Source organism: Allobosea sp. 10N428 (assembly GCF_056394545.1).
This window is the reverse complement of sequence record NZ_JBFTIC010000005.1, coordinates 80,139-95,645: the sequence shown is the minus strand read 5'-3', so window position 1 is coordinate 95,645 and position 15,507 is coordinate 80,139. Positions and strand designations below refer to the sequence as shown.

Genomic DNA, 15,507 nt, shown 5'->3' with positions numbered 1-15,507 from the left:
GACCCGAGAATCGTGTCGAAGAGATGCCCGGGCCAAGCCCGAGCATGACGCCGTGAGGCAGGGCCTCAGCCCTCGTCGTCCTCATCAGCCGGGCGCTTGAGCTGCTTCAGCTTGGCGAAGACGGAATCGACGTCGATCGCCGCCTCTTCCTCGCGCTTCGGCCGGCTCATATCGGCGAAGGGCTGGCTTTCGCTGCGCGCGGGTGCCGGAGCCGTGGTCTCTTCGGCGGACAGTAGGGTCGAGCCGGCTTCGGCCAGCGCGGCCGGACGGTCCTTGGCGGCGCGGGCAACCTCGAAGTCCAGGTCGATCTGCGAGCACAGGCCAAGGCTGACCGGGTCGATCGGGGTGAGCTGCTGGGCGTTCCAGTGCGTGCGGTCGCGGATCTGCGCGATGGTCGACTTGGTCGTGCCGATCAGGCGGATGACCTGCGCGTCCTTGAGCTCGGGATGGTTGCGCAGCAGCCAGAGGATGGCGTTCGGGCGATCCTGGCGCTTCGAGACCGGGGTGTAGCGCGGGCCCTTGGTGCGCTTGATCTCCGGCACCTTCACCTTGCGTTCGGCGAGACGCAGATGATGGTTCGGATTCTTGGCGGCGCGCTCCAGCTCCTCGCGAGTGAGCTGGCCGGAGGTGATGGGATCGAGGCCCTTGATGCCGGCCGCAACCTCGCCATCGGCGATGCCGCGCACCTCGAGCGGATGCAGCTTGCAGAACTCGGCGATCTGCTCGAACGTCAGAGAGGTGTTCTCGACCAGCCAGACCGCAGTGGCTTTGGGCATCAGCGGGGTTTGTGACACGGGGCGTCTCCTGGAAGGCCTTCGCGCCCGATCGGGCTCGTCAAGGCAGGGTCGCGGACAAAAGCTCTCATGCGCCGACCGGCCTCCTCGGCCGGCCATCCAAATCATCGACGATGAGCAGGATGGCGCGCCTTATAGGCGAGGGCGTGGCCAGTGTCCATGGATTTGCAGGTCATTGCGGCGGCTGCCCAAACGCCGAGAGGAGGGCATCCGGGACCGGCCGGGACGGTGTCGCCTTGTCCCAGGCCTGCGCCACGATCGTCCAGGAACCGGCCTCCTTGACCAGCAGCATCATCTCGACGGTGCGGCCGGTTTCGGTGGTGTTCTCCACGGCCTCGCAGGCTGCGACTGCCACGGCGACATGGCCGAAGACGCGGATCTCGATGCCGAGCGGGCTTTCCTCGAAGGAGCGCAGGCTCGTCTGCGAGAGATCCTGCATCCGCGCGACGAACTCGGCGGGCGATCGCGGCCGGGCCGGGCGGGCGGAGGGGTAGAGCATGGCGGCGTCATGGAAGTCGGCGCCGAAGGCGGCCCAATCGGCCGGCGCGCCCGGCCGCCAGCTGAGGCTGGCGAACTGCCGTGCGATCAGCTCGGCAATCGCCTTTTTGTCATCGTCCGGCGTGGGCGCGTCGCTCTGCATGGCTACACCGTCAGTACGATCTTCCCGATATGGGCGCTGGACTCCATCAGACGATGGGCGTCCGCGGCCTGGGCCAGCGGTAATGTAGCATGGATCTGCGGCTTGCAGCGCCCGGCCTCGAGCAGCGGCCAGACCTTCTCGTGCAGTTCGGCAGCGATGGCCGCCTTCTCGGCGACGGTGCGGGGGCGCAGCGTCGAGCCGGTGTGGGTCAGGCGCTTCAGCATCAGGCGGCTGAAATTCGCTGTCGCCTTCGGGCCGTTGAGGAAGGCGATCTGGACGATGCGGCCCTGATCGGCCGCAGCCTCGTAGTTGCGGTCGATATAGTCGCCGCCGACCATGTCGAGGATGAGGTCGACGCCGCGCCCGCCCGTCGCGGCTTTGGTCGCGGCGACGAAATCCTCGGTGCGGTAGTTGATGGCGTGATCGGCGCCGAGATCGCGGCAGGCCCGGCACTTCTCGTCGGAGCCGGCCGTCGCCAGCACGGTCGCGCCGAAGGCCTTGGCGAGTTGGATTGCCGTCGTGCCGATGCCGGATGAGCCGCCATGGACGAGGAAGCTCTCGCCCGCCTGCAGCCGCCCGCGCTGGAAGACATTGGTCCAGACCGTGAAATAGGTCTCCGGGACGGCGCCGGCCTCGATAAGCGAAAAGCCCTCCGGCACAGGCAGGGCATTGTTCTCATGGACGACGGCGTATGCGGCGTAGCCGCCGCCGGGAACAAGGGCGCAGACCTGCTGGCCGACATTGAAACGCTCCGCGCCTTCGCCGCGCGCCATGACAGTGCCGGCGAATTCGAGGCCCGGAATGTCGGAGGCGCCGGGCGGAGGAGTGTAACCGCCGAGGCGTTGCAGCACATCGGGACGGTTCACGCCTGCGGCGGCGATGGCAACCAGGATCTGGCCGGGGCCGGGATTCGGAACGGGGCGGGTCTCCGGGCGCAGGACTTCCGGGCCTCCGGGGGCGGGGATGCCGATCGCCGTCATCGTCTCGGGAATGGGGGTCATGGCCTCGTCATCCTTCGTCATGGTGCGGCGCAGCGTGACTGTCGCCGCAAGTTGGCTAGCCTGCCGCGCGCAGTTTGAGCAGATGCGAGGCCGCCATGTCGATATTCCCGGAGGACGATCGCCCCAAACCGAAGAGCGTGCATGAGATCGGCCAGGACCTGTCGATGCTCTCGCTCGCCGAGATCGACGAGCGCATTGCCGCGCTGAAGGCCGAGATCGAACGCCTGGCCGAAGCGCGGGCGCGCAAGGATGCGTCCCGCTCCGCGGCGGACGCGTTCTTTCGGAAACTCGCCTGAAAAAAGCGTCAAAAAGAAACGCCCGTTAAGAGGGCGTTAATGATTCCAAAGTATGAATCGCATCATCCAGTTTGTCTGGATGTCGAGTGGCTCCTGCCCACTCTGTTTGACGCCTCCCTGTTGACCTTCGAGCCGCCTTTGGCGGCTCTTTTTTTGTTCTCGCGCACCTCTACGCCTTCTTGTGGAGAGGGGCGCTGCTTGTGGCCGGAAGGGGCCTTCGGCCTCGTTTCCGCCATAGCGGTGTAGCCTCGTTAAGGTTAACGACATCTTAGCGGCGTTCGGAAACGCGATCGGCGTTATCCTTGCCACGTCAGCGGCATGATCCGTGGCGCGTTCCAAAGGCGCACGGGCTTGTGCCGATGGGAGACACCGCATGAACGATGCCCAGCTGCTCGATCCGCCGACGGAGGAGGGCGCGCTTTCCTTTGCGCGCCGTTTCGTCCGTTCGGACGCTTTCATGCTGTTGTTTCGCGAAGGCATGGGGCTGGTCGAGCAGACCGCCGCCTATCTCGACGGGGAAGGCCGCAAGGAGGCGGCGGCGCTGCCACGCGAGATCGCTCTGACCTATGCCACCGAGAGCATGCGCCTGACGACGCGGCTGATGCAGATCGCCTCCTGGCTTCTGGTCCAGCGCGCCGTGGCCGAAGGCGAGCTCACCGCCGAGCAGGCCAGGACCGAGCACAACAAGATCAAGATCAGCGATCCGATGATCGCGCCGGCCGAGCATGTCGTCGCGCAGCTGCCGGAGCGCCTGCGTCATTTGATGGCGCATTCGCTGCGGCTGCAGACCCGCGTGCGCCATCTCGAAAACCAGATGTCCGGGATGGAAACCCGCCGCGAAGCCGGCAATCCCGTCCAGGACCAACTGGCGAGCCTCCAGGCGCGGCTCGGGCTCGCGCGGTAAGAAGGCTTTTCCGCAAGAAACGCGTCATTCGCGGAGCATCGATCCGCGAATCTCCGGCGGGAGCGCCGTCGCGTCCCGAGATGCCCGGGTCCAGGGCCGGGCCTGACAGCCGGATCCCGAACGAAAAAGCCCGGCCGATGAGGCCGGGCTTTCTTGATTCAGATCAGTGACGAAAAGGCAAAACGCCTGAAAATCACTTCTTGCCGATGGTGCCCAGGCCGGCGAAGCGCGTGTTGAAGCGCGAGACGCGGCCGCCGCGGTCCAGCATATGCTGGGTGCCGCCGGTCCAGGCCGGGTGGGTCTTGGGGTCGATGTCAAGGTTGAGGGTGTCCCCTTCCTTGCCGTAGGTCGAACGGGTGGCATATTCGGTGCCATCGGTCATGACGACCTTGATGGTGTGATAGTCGGGGTGGATGCCGGTCTTGGCCATGACGAAATCCTCGAAGCTTACAAAAACGGGCGCATCGACAAGCAGGCGGGCCTGCCCGGCCCGTCGAAAGAATTCGGATGAGCCTGTCGTGAAGTCGCGTGCACATATCGCAGCCACGGCTTCAGCGCAAGCTTAACCGGCAAGACGCAGGCCCCTGCGGCGATGCGTCGTTTGCCAAGCTCGCCTTCATGGGCTTCACGAAGCGAGATTGATATTGGTTGAAACAGCGTGCGTGCGCACGCGCGAGACGAAGGAGGTTCGGCGCGTGGCCGAGGCTGACAAGAACGACAAGAAGGCGCGTCCCGACTTCCGCTCGCTCGCGACCTTCTGGCCCTATGCGCGTGCGCAGAAGGGGCGGATCGCCTTCGCGCTCGTCGCGTTGGTGATCGCGTCGCTGGCGACGCTGGTGCTGCCGATGGCGGTGCGGCGCGTCATCGATGTCGGCTTCGCCGGCGGCGAGCGGCAGCTCGCCAACAGCTATTTCATCCTGCTGATCGGTGTGGTCGCCGTGCTCGCGCTGGCGAGTTCGGCGCGCTTCTATCTCGTCATGACCATCGGCGAGCGCATCGTCTCGTCGCTGCGCGCCGATGTCTTCCGCCACCTGACGCGGCTGGAGCCGGCCTTCTTCGATTCGAGCAAGGCGGGCGACCTCGTCTCGCGACTCACTGCGGACACCACGCAGATCAAGTCCACCTTCGCCTCGACCGCCTCGATCGCGCTCCGCAACGTCATCATGACGCTGGGCGCACTCGGGCTGATGGTGGCGACGAGCCCGCGGCTATCAGCCATCGTCATCGGCGTGATCCCGCTGATCGTGATCCCGCTGGTGCTGTCGGGCCGCACGGTCCGGCGCCGGGCGCGGGCAGCGCAGGACAGGCTGGCCGACGCCTCCGCCTTTGCCGCCGAGGCTGTCGGTGCGATCCGGACGATGCAGTCCTTCGGTGCCGCCCGCCAGACCTCGGCCCGCTTCGAAGCCGCCTCCGACGGGGCCTATGCCGCCTCGCGGGAGGCGACGGCCTCACGTGCGCTGCTCTCCGGCGTTGCGATCTTCCTGGTCAGCGCCAGCGTCGTCTGCGTGCTCTGGACGGGGGCGACCGAGGTCTTCGACGGGCGGATGACTGGCGGCCGGCTCTCGCAGTTCATTCTCTATGCGGTGCTGGCGGCAAGCTCGCTCGGCCAGCTCTCCGAGGTCTATGGCGACATCAGCGCGGCAGCCGGCGCCTCGGGCCGGCTCGGCGAGATCCTGGCCCTGAAGCCCGCGATAGCCGCGCCGCCGCATCCCAAGCCGATGCCGGAGCCATCGCTCGGCGAACTCGCCTTCGAGAACGTCTCGTTCAGCTATCCCAGCCGGGTCGGCCCGGCGCTCTCGAATCTGAGCTTCTCCGTGCGGCCGGGCGAGCGCGTGGCGCTGGTCGGACCGTCCGGCGCCGGCAAGAGCACGGTGCTGCAGCTCGCGCTGCGCTTCTACGATCCGCAGGACGGGCGCGTCGTCGTCGACGGCGTTGCCGGCCCCGAGGCCGATCCGGAGATCTGGCGCGAGCGTTTCGCGCTGGTTCCGCAGGAGCCGACCGTCTTCGGCGTCTCGGTTCGGGACAACATCGCCTATGGCCGTCCCGACGCCTCGCGGGAGGAGGTCGAGGCGGCGGCGCGGCTTGCGGCGGCTGAAGAGTTCATCCGTGCGCTGCCGCAGGGCTACGACACGGTCGTCGGCGAGCGCGGCGTCACGCTATCGGGCGGGCAACGCCAGCGCCTCGCCATCGCACGGGCGATCCTCAAGGATGCGCCGATCCTGCTGCTCGACGAGGCGACGAGCGCGCTCGATTCGGAAAGCGAGCGGGCGGTTCAGGATGCGCTCGACCGGCTGATGCTGGGGCGCACGACACTGGTCGTGGCGCATCGTTTGGCGACCATCCTCTCGGCCGACCGAATCCTCGTCATGGAAGACGGTCGCATCGTCGAGGAAGGCACGCATGCCGAGCTCAAGGCACGCGGCGGGCTCTATGCCCGACTGGCGGCGCTGCAGTTCGGGCTCGAGGTGGCCTAGGATAGAGGAAGACAACAGCCGTCATTCCGGCCGCGCGAAGCGCGCCGCTAAAGCGGCTTGTCCGGAATGACGGGCCGTCTATGAAGCCGAGCTAGGGCCCCACCAGCGCGCGCTGCTGTGCCTCGCTGGGTTGGCCGAAGAAGCGGATATGGCCGGGCTGGATGAGGACGCCGAGCGCCTCGCTGCCATCGGGCGAGAACAGCGCATAGAACCGGTTGTCGCCGCAATCGTGGCGCTTGCAGGTGTCGACGCGCTCGAAGGTTTGGTCGCCGACCGTGACGATCGTGCTGGGGCCGCCAGGACCGCTCAGCTTGTCAGCCCTGAGCCAGGATTCGCGCGGGCCGAGCTTGCCGACCATGTGCGTCCAGGTCTCGCGATAGGTCGGCTGCTTCAGCATGTCGTGGAGATAGCGCCCGCCGCCGTCGGGCGACTGGGCGGAAGCCGGGGCTGCCAGCATCAGCGCGAGTGCCCCGGCGATTGCGAGAGAGCGGCGCCCGACGGACATGCTCAGCGCTCCGTGATCTTGAACTCGATACGGCGGTTGCGGCGGTGGGCTTCGTCGGTGTTGGCGACGTCGAGCGGCTGATACTCGCCGAAGCCGGTGGCGGCGACACGGTCCGTCGGCAGGCCGCGCGAGATCAGGTATTCGACCACGGCGATGGCGCGGGCCGAGGAGAGATGCCAGTTCGAGGGGAACTGGGCGGTCTTGATCGGGCGGTTGTCGGTGTGACCGTCGACGCGCAGGATCCAGGGCAGGTCGGGCGGCATCTCGTTGCCGAGATCGAGCAGGATGGTGGCGAGCTTGTCGAGCTCGACCTTGCCCTCGGGCTTCAGCACGGCCTGGCCGGCATCGAAGAAGACTTCCGATTGAAAGACGAAGCGGTCGCCGACGACGCGGATGTCCGGCCTTGTGCCGAGCACCTGCCGCAGACGTCCGAAGAAGTCCGAGCGATAGCGCGCAAGCTCCTGGACGCGCTGAGCGAGGGCGACGTTGAGCCGCGAGCCGAGCTCCGAAATGCGCGTCTGCGCTTCCTTGTCCTTGGCTTCCGAAGCGGCCAGCGCCTCTTCCAGTGCGGCGAGCTGGCGGCGCATGGCGAGGATCTGCTGGTTGACGAGATCGACCGTCGACTGGGCGCGGGCGGAGAGCTGCTTTTCGGCGTCCAGCGCCTTCTGCGCCTCTGCGAGCTGGACCGGGGCGGCATTGTTCTGGGTGGCGAGCTGGCCCTGCAGGCGGCCGCGCTCGTCCTGCTCGCGCGTCAGGGTCGATTGCATGAGCTGCAGGTTCTCCTGCGCCTGCCGGTTCGAGGAACGCTCCAGCGCCAGCAGATCGGTGAGTTCGGAGATCTGCCTGTTGAGCCGCTCCAGCGCGGTGTCCTTGCCGGTGAGCTCCTGCGAGAGAAAGAACTGGCCGAGGACGAAGACGGTAAGCAGGAAGACGATGCCGATCAGCATCGTCGAGAGCGCATCGACGAAGCCGGGCCAGAAATTCAATTCCTCGCGGCGATGGGCGCGGGAGAGGGCCATGGATCAGGTTCCTGAGGTGCCGGCGGCGATCATGGCTCGGTGATCTGGTCAGCCGTAAGGCGTTCTATCAGTCGCTTCAGATCCTTCTCGCGCGTGGCCTGCGCCTCCACCCAGTCGCGGATCATCTGCTGCTCGGAGCGCATATGCTGGACGAGGCCCTGGATGCCCTCGGCGAGGTTGGCGAGTGCCTGGGTCGCCGCGCGATTGTTCGAGGCGCCGTCCGCCATCGCGGCGCTCAGCCTTTCGAAGCGGTCGGCCAGCGGGTCGCCCGCGGCGAGAAGGGGCGCGACGGTGTCCGGCGTTGCGGTACGGGTGCCGAGCCAGCTTTCGAGTTCGTTGCGGAAGCGGCGCTGCGCCTGCCCCACCTGAAGATCGAGGAAGCCGAGAATCAGCGAGCCGGCGATGCCGAAGAGCGATGACGAGAAAGACAGGCCCATGCCGGCGAGCGGGGCGGAGAGCCCGGCCTTCAGCTCGTCGAAGAGCACCCCGGCTTCGGCGCCCGTGCGCAGCGACTTGATGACAGTTCCGACCGAGCCCACCGTGTCGAGCAGGCCCCAGAAGGTGCCGAGCAGGCCGAGGAAGACGAGCAGCCCGGCGAGGTAACGCAGCACCTCGCGCCCGTCGTCGAGCCTGACCGCGACCGATTCGAGGGCCGAGACGGCCTGGGTGGGGGCGAGCGTTCCGCGATCAAGCGCGGCGAGGAGGGAGCCGAACGGCGCGATGACGTCGCTACGCCGGACCTGCGCCGAGGCGGGAGCGGCGGCAAGCCGCGTGGCGGCGCGGGCCTCGCTATGGAGACGCCAGAGCTCGCGCAACGCGATGAGCACGCCGACGAACAGCGCGCCGACAATGAGGCCGTTCAGGCCCGGATTGGTCATGAAGGCCTGTTTCAGGCCGTTCTGAAGAATGAAGCCGAGGAAGCCGATCAGGGCGAGAAACAGGACCGCACGGACGATGTAGCGAAGCGGGCGCGAGAAACGGGTCTCCGTACGCAGGGGTGCGGCCGTCACCGGCTCGGCCGCGAAATCCTCGTTCGCCATTCGTCGTCTTCCGTTCGCCTCGGAGTGCGGGGAGGACTGTCGCCTTCCCCGCCGCCGGGATCAAGCACGAAAGAGCTACAGTTCTGTCTCAAAGCCGGTTTGACGAAGTCCCGGCGCCCGGGACGAGCGTCGGCGTGCCCGGGAAGCCGCTCAGGCGGTCGCCGTCTTCAGCGCCGCGGCAAGCGCGCGCTCGCCGGCCTCGTTGCCGCAGATGATATCCTTCGCACTGGTCACCGGCTTGCCGTCGAGCGTGCCGAAGGTGCCGCCGGCTTCGCGGATGAGCACGGCGCCCGCGGCGAAATCCCAGGTGTTGAGGCCGCGCTCCCAATAGGCATCCATGCGGCCGGCCGCGACATAGGCGATGTCGAGCGCGGCCGAGCCCATGCGGCGGACATTGGCGAAGCGCGGCATCACCGCCGCGAGCTCGCGCAGGAACTGGCCATGGCCGCCCTTGCCGATATGCGGGATGCCGGTGCCGATCAGCATGTCGGCCGGCTCGTTGCGGCCGGAGACGCGCAGGCGGCGGTTGTTGACGAAGGCGCCCTTGCCCTTCTCGGCCATGAACATCTCGTCCTTGGCGGCGTCATAGATCACACCGGCGATGAACTGGTTGTCGCGCTCCAGCGCGACCGAGATGTTCCAGTGCGGGATGCCGCGCAGGAAGTTGTGGGTGCCGTCGAGCGGATCGATATGCCAGCGGTTGCTCTCGTCGGTGCCGTGGACGACGCCGCTCTCCTCCATGACGAAGCCATAGCCGGGGCGGGCCTTCTCCAGCGACTCGCGCAGGATCTCCTCGGCCTTGTGGTCGGCCTTGGAGACGAAGTCGCCCGGGCCCTTGGCGAGCACCTGCAGGTTCTCGACCTCGCCGAAGTCGCGCTTCAGCGAACGGGACGCCTTCATCACGGCGTCGGTCATCACGGTCATCAGGGGGGAGCGGATCATCGGAAACCTCTTGCGCGCCGCGAAGGCGCGGTGAGCCAGCAGCGCTGGTGATGCGCCCGGCAGGAATAGCGTACCGTCACTTGCGCGGCTCTTACTGCGCCGTCAAGACGGCGCTGCTGATGCGGCTGGCCGCAATGCGCGCGGCGCGGGCCTGCTGTTCGGGCTTCAGCCGATCGAACAGGCCATCCAGCGCGGCGTCGTCGAGCCCTTGGGCGCGGGCTGCGAGGTGCCAGGCGGCGGCCTCGATCGTATCCGGCGGAATGCCGAGGCCGAACTGGTACAGCTTGGCCAGACGGTTCTGGGCGATCGGGTTGCCGAGCACCGCGGCGCGCTGGAACAGTTTCGCCGCGTGCGCTTCGTCCTTGTTCACGCCGATGCCGTTGAACAGCATGATCGCATATTCGACCATGCCGGGAACATTGCCGGCCGCAGCCGCCTGCTTCATCCAGCGTGCCGCCGTCTCCTCGCTCGCCGGCATCCCGCGGCCCTGCTTCGCCAGCACACCGAGGGCATGCATGGCGTCGGCGACATTGGATTTGGCGGCGATCTCCAGGCAGGCGACGGCGCGCTGGTCATCCGCCTCGCGGCCGGTGGCGAGCAGGGTCAGCCCAAGATTGTAGTTCGCGGCCGGATGGCCGGCCGCGGCAGCCTTCTCCAGCAGGGCGCCGGCGCGGGCCGGATCGCGCTTGCCGCTCTTCTCGTCGAGAAGCTGGGTGGCCAGGGCGAAGGCGGCGTTGATGTCGCCGCGCGCCTCGGCCCGCTCATACCATTCGGTCGCGACCTTCTGGTCCGGCGCAACGCCGAGGCCCTGGCGATAGAGTTCTCCGATCAGCGTCATCGCGGCGGCGTCGTTGTTGTCGGCCTCGACGCGCTTCAGAGCCTCGGACAGCGCCCGACGATAATGGCCGACCTGATAGGCTCCGTAGGCGTTGTCCGCGTAGGCGGCAGCGCCGGCCGGCACCGCCGCCAGCAGGGTGCCGGCGAGGCAGGCAAGGCGCAGGAGCTGCTTCATCGCGCCGTCTTTCGCGCTGAGCACGCGGCGATCGCGGCATTGGCGGACTCGACCAGGGCGCGGATATCCTGCCCTTCCTCGAAGGCCCAGGCGCCGAGGGCGACGAATTCGGCGCCGGTCTCGACCAGCGCAGGGATCGATTCGGCATCGGGCGCGTAGGCGACGCAGGGCGTCTCGAAGATCTCGGCCCACCAGCCGGCACGCTCGATCACGGCCGTGAGCGGCGGCACGCTGCCATCGGCACGTGGCTCGCCGAACATGACATAGTCGACGCCGGTCTCGCCGACATCCATGGCATCGTGACGGGCCCGCAGGCCGCCGGCGCCGATGATGCGCTCGTTCTTCAGGCTGGAGCGGGCCTCGGCGATCGCTTCGGGACCGCCGGTGACGTGCACGCCGTCGGCGCCGCCGCGGGTCGCGACGAGCGCGCTGTCCTCGACGACGAGGGCGACATTATTGGCCTGGACCGGCCCGGCGAGGCGCTTGACGCGCTCGATGCGGCTGCGGTCGTCGCCGGGCGTCAGGCGCAGCACGATGGCGGCGATGTCGCCGCCGGCCATCGCCTGCATCAGGCGAAAGGCGATCGCCTCCGCGTCCTCGACGGGCGGGGTGACGAGCATCAGGCGGGTGGGGGAGGAGTGCGTGGTCATGATCGGCTGCGCAAACGGCCCGCAGCGAAGTCCAATGTCAAGACCGCAAGCCCGGCAATGAGACTCCAGAAGGCAGAGCCGATGCCGAACAGCGAAAGACTCGACGCCGCGATGCAGAAGGCGATCACGGCGGCGAAGCGCTCCTTGTCGGAAGACATCGCCTGGGCAAGCGCGCCGGTGAACGAGCCGACCAGCCCCAGGCCGGCGACCGCCACGATCAGCGCTTTCGGCAGGGCGAGCAGCAGCGCGATCAACAGGCCGGTGCAGCCGGCGACGGCGAGATAGGCGAAGCCGTAGAGCACGCCCGCCTTCCAGCGCTGCTTTGGATCGGGATGGGTGTCACCGCCGGTGCAGATCGAGGCTGATATCGCCGCCATGTTGGTCATATGCGCGCCGAAGGGGGCGGTCACCAGCGATGCGAGGCCGGTGACGAACAGGGCTGGGGCCGTCGGCGGCTTGTAGCCCGCGGCGCGCAGCACGGCGAAGCCCGGCAGGTTCTGGGCGGCCATGGTGACGAGATAGAGCGGGACGCCGATACCGAGCATGGCGGCAATATCGAAGCGCGGCGTGACGAATTCGAGGCCGGTGAGTGCGATCTCTCCCGCCGGCCAATGAGCGAGCCCGCCCGCGAAGCTGATGACGATCCCGGCGACCAGCGCCGCGATCACGCCGAGGAATGGGCTCAGAAGCCGCGCGACGAGGAAGATCGCGAGCAGCGGCAGGACGAGCGCGGGCGAAAGACGCATCTCGTCGAAGACCGCGACGACGAAGCGGAAGATGACGCCCGCCAGCATCGCCGAGGCGATCGGCATCGGGATGCGCTCGATCAGCCGGCCAAGGGGACGGAAGGCGGCGGTCAGCATCATCAGCACGGCGGCAATGAGGAAAGCGCCGACCGCCGAGGCCATGTCGAAGCCGCTGGCGGCGGCGATCAGGGCGGCGCCGGGAGTCGACCAGGCGCAGATCATCGGCATGCGATAGCGCCAGGACAGCCAGAGGCTGGCGATGGCCGTGCCGATGGCGAGCGCGGCGACCATGGAGACGGTCTGGCCGGCCGTGGCGCCAAGCGCCTGCGCCGCCGAGAGGATGACGGCCACGGAGGCCGCGAAACCGACGAAGACCGCGACCAGGGCTGAGAAGACGATCGACATGGGATTGCGGAGGTTCGGGCGGCAGGGCCTTGCCGTTGAATCAGAAATCGGTGCGCACGGAAAGAGCGCCGCATACATGCCGGCCCAACCGGAGCGATGCGCCCGGCCCAGACAAAGACGCCCGGCACGAGGCCGGGCGCTGGAAATCTGGCTATCGTCGACGCGATCAGGCGGCCTTCTTGGCGCCGAACGTCGGGTCGAGCTCGCCCTTGGCGTAGCGCTTGGCCATTTCGGCGAGCGTGATGACGCGCTTGATCTTCGAGGCCTGGCCGGCCGTGTTGAACTCTTCCAGCCGCTTCTTGCAGAGCGCAGTCATCGCCTCCATGGCGGGCTTCAGGTACTTGCGCGGATCGAACTCGCCGGGATTCTCGGACAGGATCTTGCGGATCTGGCCGGTCATCGCCATGCGGTTATCGGTGTCGATGTTGATCTTGCGGACGCCGTGCTTGATGCCACGCTGGATTTCCTCGACCGGCACGCCCCAGGTCTGGGGCATCTTGCCGCCATACTGGTTGATGATGTCCTGGAGGTCCTGCGGAACGCTGGACGAGCCGTGCATGACGAGGTGCATGTTCGGCAGCTTCTTGTGGATCTCCTCGATGACGTTCATCGCGAGAATCGCACCGTCGGGCTTGCGGGTGAACTTGTAGGCGCCGTGCGAGGTGCCCATGGCGATGGCGAGCGCATCGACCTTGGTCTCGGCGACGAACTTCACGGCTTCGTCGGGGTTGGTCAGGAGCTGGTCGTGGCTGAGCTTGCCCTCGAAGCCGTGCCCGTCTTCCTTCTCGCCTTCGCCGCTTTCGAGCGAACCCAAGACACCGAGCTCGCCTTCGACGGAGATGCCGCCGAGATGAGCCATGTCGGTGACGGTCTTGGTCACGCCGACATTGTAGTCCCAGTCGCCGGGGGTCTTGCCGTCGGCCTTGAGCGAGCCGTCCATCATCACGGAGGTGAAGCCGGCCTGGATCGCGGTCATGCAGGTCGCCGGCTCGTTGCCGTGGTCGAGATGCACGCAGACCGGGATGTGCGGATAGATCTCGGTGACCGCGTCCATCATGTGCTTGAGCATGATGTCGTTGGCGTAGCTGCGTGCGCCGCGCGAGGCCTGGATGATGACGGGCGCGTCGGTGGCATCAGCCGCGGCCATGATCGCCAGCGCCTGCTCCATGTTGTTGATGTTGAAGGCGGGCACGCCATAGTCGTTCTCGGCGGCGTGGTCGAGCAACTGGCGAAGCGTGATACGGGCCACGATTGGCACTCCCCTTTGGCTAATCGATATGAGCTTGGATGTAGTGCGTAAGCACCACCGGCGCAAAACTAAAGCGCTGACATGCTGAAAATGCGAAGGGCCGCTCCGTCGCCGGGCGGCCCCTGAAAAATAATCGGAATCAGGCCTTCCGCAGCGCCTCGACGCCCGGCAGAGCCTTGCCTTCCATCCATTCGAGGAAGGCGCCGCCCGCCGTCGAGATGTAGGACAGGCTGTCCGCGACGCCGGCATGGTTCATGGCCGAGACGGTGTCGCCGCCGCCAGCGACCGCAACGAGTTTGCCTGCCTTGACGTGCTTGGCCGCGGCCTTGGCGACAGCGACGGTCGCGGTGTCGAAGGGCGGCAGCTCGAAGGCGCCGAAGGGGCCGTTCCAGACCAGCGTCTTAACCTTCTCAAGCCGCAGCACGACCTCGGCGATGCTGAGCGGGCCGGCATCGAGGATCATCTCGTCCGGCTCGACTTCACCGACCGGCACGACCCGGTAACTGGGATGCGCCTTGAATTCGCGCGCCACCAGCGCATCGACGGGGAGCAGGATCTCGCAGCCGGCGGCCTTGGCCTTGGCCTCGATCTCACGGGCGGTGTCGAGCAGGTCATGCTCGCAGAGCGACTTGCCGACGTCGACGCCGCGGGCGGCGAGGAAGGTGTTGGCCATGCCGCCGCCGATGGCGAGCACGTCGACCTTCCTGACGAGGTTGCCAAGCAGCTCGAGCTTGGTCGAGACCTTCGCGCCGCCGACGATCGCCATCACCGGGCGGGCGGGATTGTCGAGGCCGGCGGAAAGCGCCTCCAGCTCGGCCTGCATGGTGCGCCCGGCATAGGCCGGCAGCACATGGGCGAGGCCCTCGGTCGAGGCATGGGCGCGGTGCGCGGCCGAGAAGGCGTCGTTGACGTAGATATCGCCATTGGCGGCGAGCGCCCTCACGAACTCGGCGTCGTTCTTCTCGTCACCGGCGTGGAAGCGGGTGTTTTCCAGCAGCAGGACATCGCCGTTCTTGGCCGCGGCGACGGCCTTGGCGACATCATCGCCGATGCAGTCGTCGACAAAGGTGACGGGGCGGCCGAGCGCCTGCGTCAGCGCCGGCACGATCTGTTTCAAGCTGTTCTTGTCGTCGCGGCCCTTGGGGCGGCCGAAATGGGCGAGCAGGATGACCTTGCCGCCTTTGTCGGCGATCTCGCGGATCGTCGGCAGAACGCGGTCGATGCGGGTGGTGTCGCTGACCTTGCCGTCCTCCATCGGGACGTTGAGGTCGACACGGACGAGGACGCGCTTGCCTGCAAGATCGGCGTCGTCGAGGGTGCGGAAGGCGGTCATCGCGTCAGCAGGCTCCCGAACAGGCCGGGGACGCCGAATTTTAGCACCACGATGGTGAGCGCGACAGTCAGAGCGGCCGTTACGATGGCGGTCAAAAACAGCGTGCCGGCGCGCGGCGTGGCATCGACGCGGTCGCGCAGGGCGGAAATCTCACCGCGGATCGCGGCGAAATCCATCGTGCCGGCGGCGGCGTCGACCTTGTGGGCGCTGCGTTCCAGCGAGGCCTCGGCGCGGGTCAGGACGGCTTCGTAGCGTGCGAACTTCTCCTCGATGCGCGCGGCCTTCTCCTCGATGCGGGAGAGCTGGTCGAGCTGGCGCGGATCGGGCTTCGCCGCGGCCTCGGCGGAGGACGGCACGGCGGAGCCGACGACGATGGCGGGCGCGGGGGATGCAGGCATCGCGGCTGCGGGAGCGGGGCTGAATGCGGGGGGCGGCGTCACGGCGGGTGCCTCGACAGGCACCGGGGACGTGACGGTCGGCTCGATCTTGGCCATGGG

Annotated in this window: 17 protein-coding genes; 3 read left to right on the top strand and 14 right to left on the bottom strand. The window is 67.5% G+C overall.

Translation table 11 applies throughout. The annotated features are described in order from the left end of the window. Positions 1–65 precede the first annotated feature (65 nt). The 3 genes from AC1DDA_RS16875 to AC1DDA_RS16865 form a co-directional block, all read right to left on the bottom strand. Positions 66–794 (bottom strand): DUF1013 domain-containing protein, encoded by a 729-nt coding sequence (locus AC1DDA_RS16875; RefSeq protein WP_441510307.1) that lies wholly within the window; start codon positions 792–794, stop codon positions 66–68. 172 nt (positions 795–966) lie between these two features. Further along, a complete protein-coding gene (locus AC1DDA_RS16870) occupies positions 967–1,434 on the bottom strand; it encodes a nuclear transport factor 2 family protein (RefSeq protein WP_476796611.1) in 468 nt (155 codons plus the stop codon). A gap of 2 nt (positions 1,435–1,436) precedes the next feature. After that, positions 1,437–2,435 (bottom strand): NAD(P)H-quinone oxidoreductase, encoded by a 999-nt coding sequence (locus AC1DDA_RS16865; RefSeq protein WP_476796610.1) that lies wholly within the window; start codon positions 2,433–2,435, stop codon positions 1,437–1,439. 95 nt (positions 2,436–2,530) lie between these two features. Between AC1DDA_RS16865 and AC1DDA_RS16860 the strand changes: the two genes are divergently transcribed. After that, positions 2,531–2,731 carry a DUF1192 domain-containing protein gene (locus AC1DDA_RS16860; protein WP_476796609.1) on the top strand — a complete coding sequence of 67 codons (201 nt, stop codon included), beginning with the start codon at positions 2,531–2,533 and terminating at the stop codon, positions 2,729–2,731. 373 nt (positions 2,732–3,104) lie between these two features. Further along, positions 3,105–3,635, top strand: coding sequence for a protease adaptor protein RcdA (gene rcdA / locus AC1DDA_RS16855; RefSeq protein ID WP_476796608.1), 531 nt, complete (start codon positions 3,105–3,107; stop codon positions 3,633–3,635). A gap of 193 nt (positions 3,636–3,828) precedes the next feature. On the opposite strand, the gene rpmE is transcribed toward rcdA, so the two are convergent. Then, entirely contained in the window at positions 3,829–4,065 is a 237-nt protein-coding gene (rpmE, locus tag AC1DDA_RS16850; RefSeq protein ID WP_441510217.1) for a 50S ribosomal protein L31, read from the bottom strand. A 265-nt stretch (positions 4,066–4,330) separates the two neighbouring features. On the opposite strand from rpmE, the gene AC1DDA_RS16845 reads away from it, so the two are divergent. Further along, positions 4,331–6,109, top strand: a complete 1,779-nt coding sequence (locus AC1DDA_RS16845; protein WP_476796607.1) for an ABC transporter transmembrane domain-containing protein — start codon at positions 4,331–4,333, stop codon at positions 6,107–6,109. A gap of 91 nt (positions 6,110–6,200) precedes the next feature. Here AC1DDA_RS16845 and AC1DDA_RS16840 read toward each other — a convergent pair whose 3' ends face one another. The 10 genes from AC1DDA_RS16840 to AC1DDA_RS16795 form a co-directional block, all read right to left on the bottom strand. Continuing rightward, positions 6,201–6,614 (bottom strand): Ivy family c-type lysozyme inhibitor, encoded by a 414-nt coding sequence (locus AC1DDA_RS16840; protein ID WP_476796606.1) that lies wholly within the window; start codon positions 6,612–6,614, stop codon positions 6,201–6,203. A 2-nt stretch (positions 6,615–6,616) separates the two neighbouring features. Then, on the bottom strand, positions 6,617–7,633 hold the full coding sequence (locus AC1DDA_RS16835; protein ID WP_476796605.1) for a peptidoglycan -binding protein: 1,017 nt from the start codon (positions 7,631–7,633) through the stop codon (positions 6,617–6,619). Positions 7,634–7,662: 29 nt separating this feature from the next. Then, positions 7,663–8,673, bottom strand: coding sequence for a flagellar motor protein MotA (locus AC1DDA_RS16830; RefSeq protein ID WP_441510213.1), 1,011 nt, complete (start codon positions 8,671–8,673; stop codon positions 7,663–7,665). Positions 8,674–8,823: 150 nt separating this feature from the next. Then, the gene (locus tag AC1DDA_RS16825) at positions 8,824–9,615 is read right to left on the bottom strand and encodes an inositol monophosphatase family protein (RefSeq protein WP_441510212.1); all 792 of its coding nucleotides are present in this window, start codon (positions 9,613–9,615) and stop codon (positions 8,824–8,826) included. A 91-nt stretch (positions 9,616–9,706) separates the two neighbouring features. After that, positions 9,707–10,651 carry a tetratricopeptide repeat protein gene (locus AC1DDA_RS16820; protein WP_476796604.1) on the bottom strand — a complete coding sequence of 315 codons (945 nt, stop codon included), beginning with the start codon at positions 10,649–10,651 and terminating at the stop codon, positions 9,707–9,709. Then, positions 10,624–11,277, bottom strand: a complete 654-nt coding sequence (locus tag AC1DDA_RS16815) for a thiamine phosphate synthase (RefSeq protein ID WP_476796603.1) — start codon at positions 11,275–11,277, stop codon at positions 10,624–10,626. The genes AC1DDA_RS16820 and AC1DDA_RS16815 overlap by 28 nt, the downstream gene beginning before the upstream one ends. Continuing rightward, positions 11,274–12,428 (bottom strand): benzoate/H(+) symporter BenE family transporter, encoded by a 1,155-nt coding sequence (locus AC1DDA_RS16810; RefSeq protein WP_476796602.1) that lies wholly within the window; start codon positions 12,426–12,428, stop codon positions 11,274–11,276. The genes AC1DDA_RS16815 and AC1DDA_RS16810 overlap by 4 nt, the downstream gene beginning before the upstream one ends. Before the next feature lie 166 nt (positions 12,429–12,594). Beyond that, positions 12,595–13,677 (bottom strand): class II fructose-bisphosphate aldolase, encoded by a 1,083-nt coding sequence (gene fba / locus AC1DDA_RS16805; protein ID WP_038359656.1) that lies wholly within the window; start codon positions 13,675–13,677, stop codon positions 12,595–12,597. A 139-nt stretch (positions 13,678–13,816) separates the two neighbouring features. Then, positions 13,817–15,010: a phosphoglycerate kinase gene (locus AC1DDA_RS16800; RefSeq protein WP_476796601.1), complete on the bottom strand. Its 1,194-nt coding sequence runs from the start codon at positions 15,008–15,010 to the stop codon at positions 13,817–13,819. Then, a complete protein-coding gene (locus tag AC1DDA_RS16795; RefSeq protein ID WP_441510207.1) occupies positions 15,007–15,504 on the bottom strand; it encodes a hypothetical protein in 498 nt (165 codons plus the stop codon). Before AC1DDA_RS16795 ends, AC1DDA_RS16800 begins: the two co-directional genes overlap by 4 nt. Positions 15,505–15,507: the final 3 nt, after the last annotated feature.

Bases quoted from the DNA above. Each gene is read 5' to 3' on its own strand.
- AC1DDA_RS16870 (WP_476796611.1), bottom strand. From the start codon at position 1,434: ATGCAGAGCGACGCGCCCACGCCGGACGATGACAAAAAGGCGATTGCC.
- AC1DDA_RS16865 (WP_476796610.1), bottom strand. From the start codon at position 2,435: ATGACCCCCATTCCCGAGACGATGACGGCGATCGGCATCCCCGCCCCC.
- AC1DDA_RS16860 (WP_476796609.1), top strand. From the start codon at position 2,531: ATGTCGATATTCCCGGAGGACGATCGCCCCAAACCGAAGAGCGTGCAT.
- rcdA (WP_476796608.1), top strand. From the start codon at position 3,105: ATGAACGATGCCCAGCTGCTCGATCCGCCGACGGAGGAGGGCGCGCTT.
- rpmE (WP_441510217.1), bottom strand. From the start codon at position 4,065: ATGGCCAAGACCGGCATCCACCCCGACTATCACACCATCAAGGTCGTC.
- AC1DDA_RS16840 (WP_476796606.1), bottom strand. From the start codon at position 6,614: ATGTCCGTCGGGCGCCGCTCTCTCGCAATCGCCGGGGCACTCGCGCTG.
- AC1DDA_RS16835 (WP_476796605.1), bottom strand. From the start codon at position 7,633: ATGGCCCTCTCCCGCGCCCATCGCCGCGAGGAATTGAATTTCTGGCCC.
- AC1DDA_RS16830 (WP_441510213.1), bottom strand. From the start codon at position 8,673: ATGGCGAACGAGGATTTCGCGGCCGAGCCGGTGACGGCCGCACCCCTG.
- AC1DDA_RS16825 (WP_441510212.1), bottom strand. From the start codon at position 9,615: ATGATCCGCTCCCCCCTGATGACCGTGATGACCGACGCCGTGATGAAG.
- AC1DDA_RS16815 (WP_476796603.1), bottom strand. From the start codon at position 11,277: ATGACCACGCACTCCTCCCCCACCCGCCTGATGCTCGTCACCCCGCCC.
- AC1DDA_RS16810 (WP_476796602.1), bottom strand. From the start codon at position 12,428: ATGTCGATCGTCTTCTCAGCCCTGGTCGCGGTCTTCGTCGGTTTCGCG.
- AC1DDA_RS16800 (WP_476796601.1), bottom strand. From the start codon at position 15,010: ATGACCGCCTTCCGCACCCTCGACGACGCCGATCTTGCAGGCAAGCGC.
- AC1DDA_RS16795 (WP_441510207.1), bottom strand. From the start codon at position 15,504: ATGGCCAAGATCGAGCCGACCGTCACGTCCCCGGTGCCTGTCGAGGCA.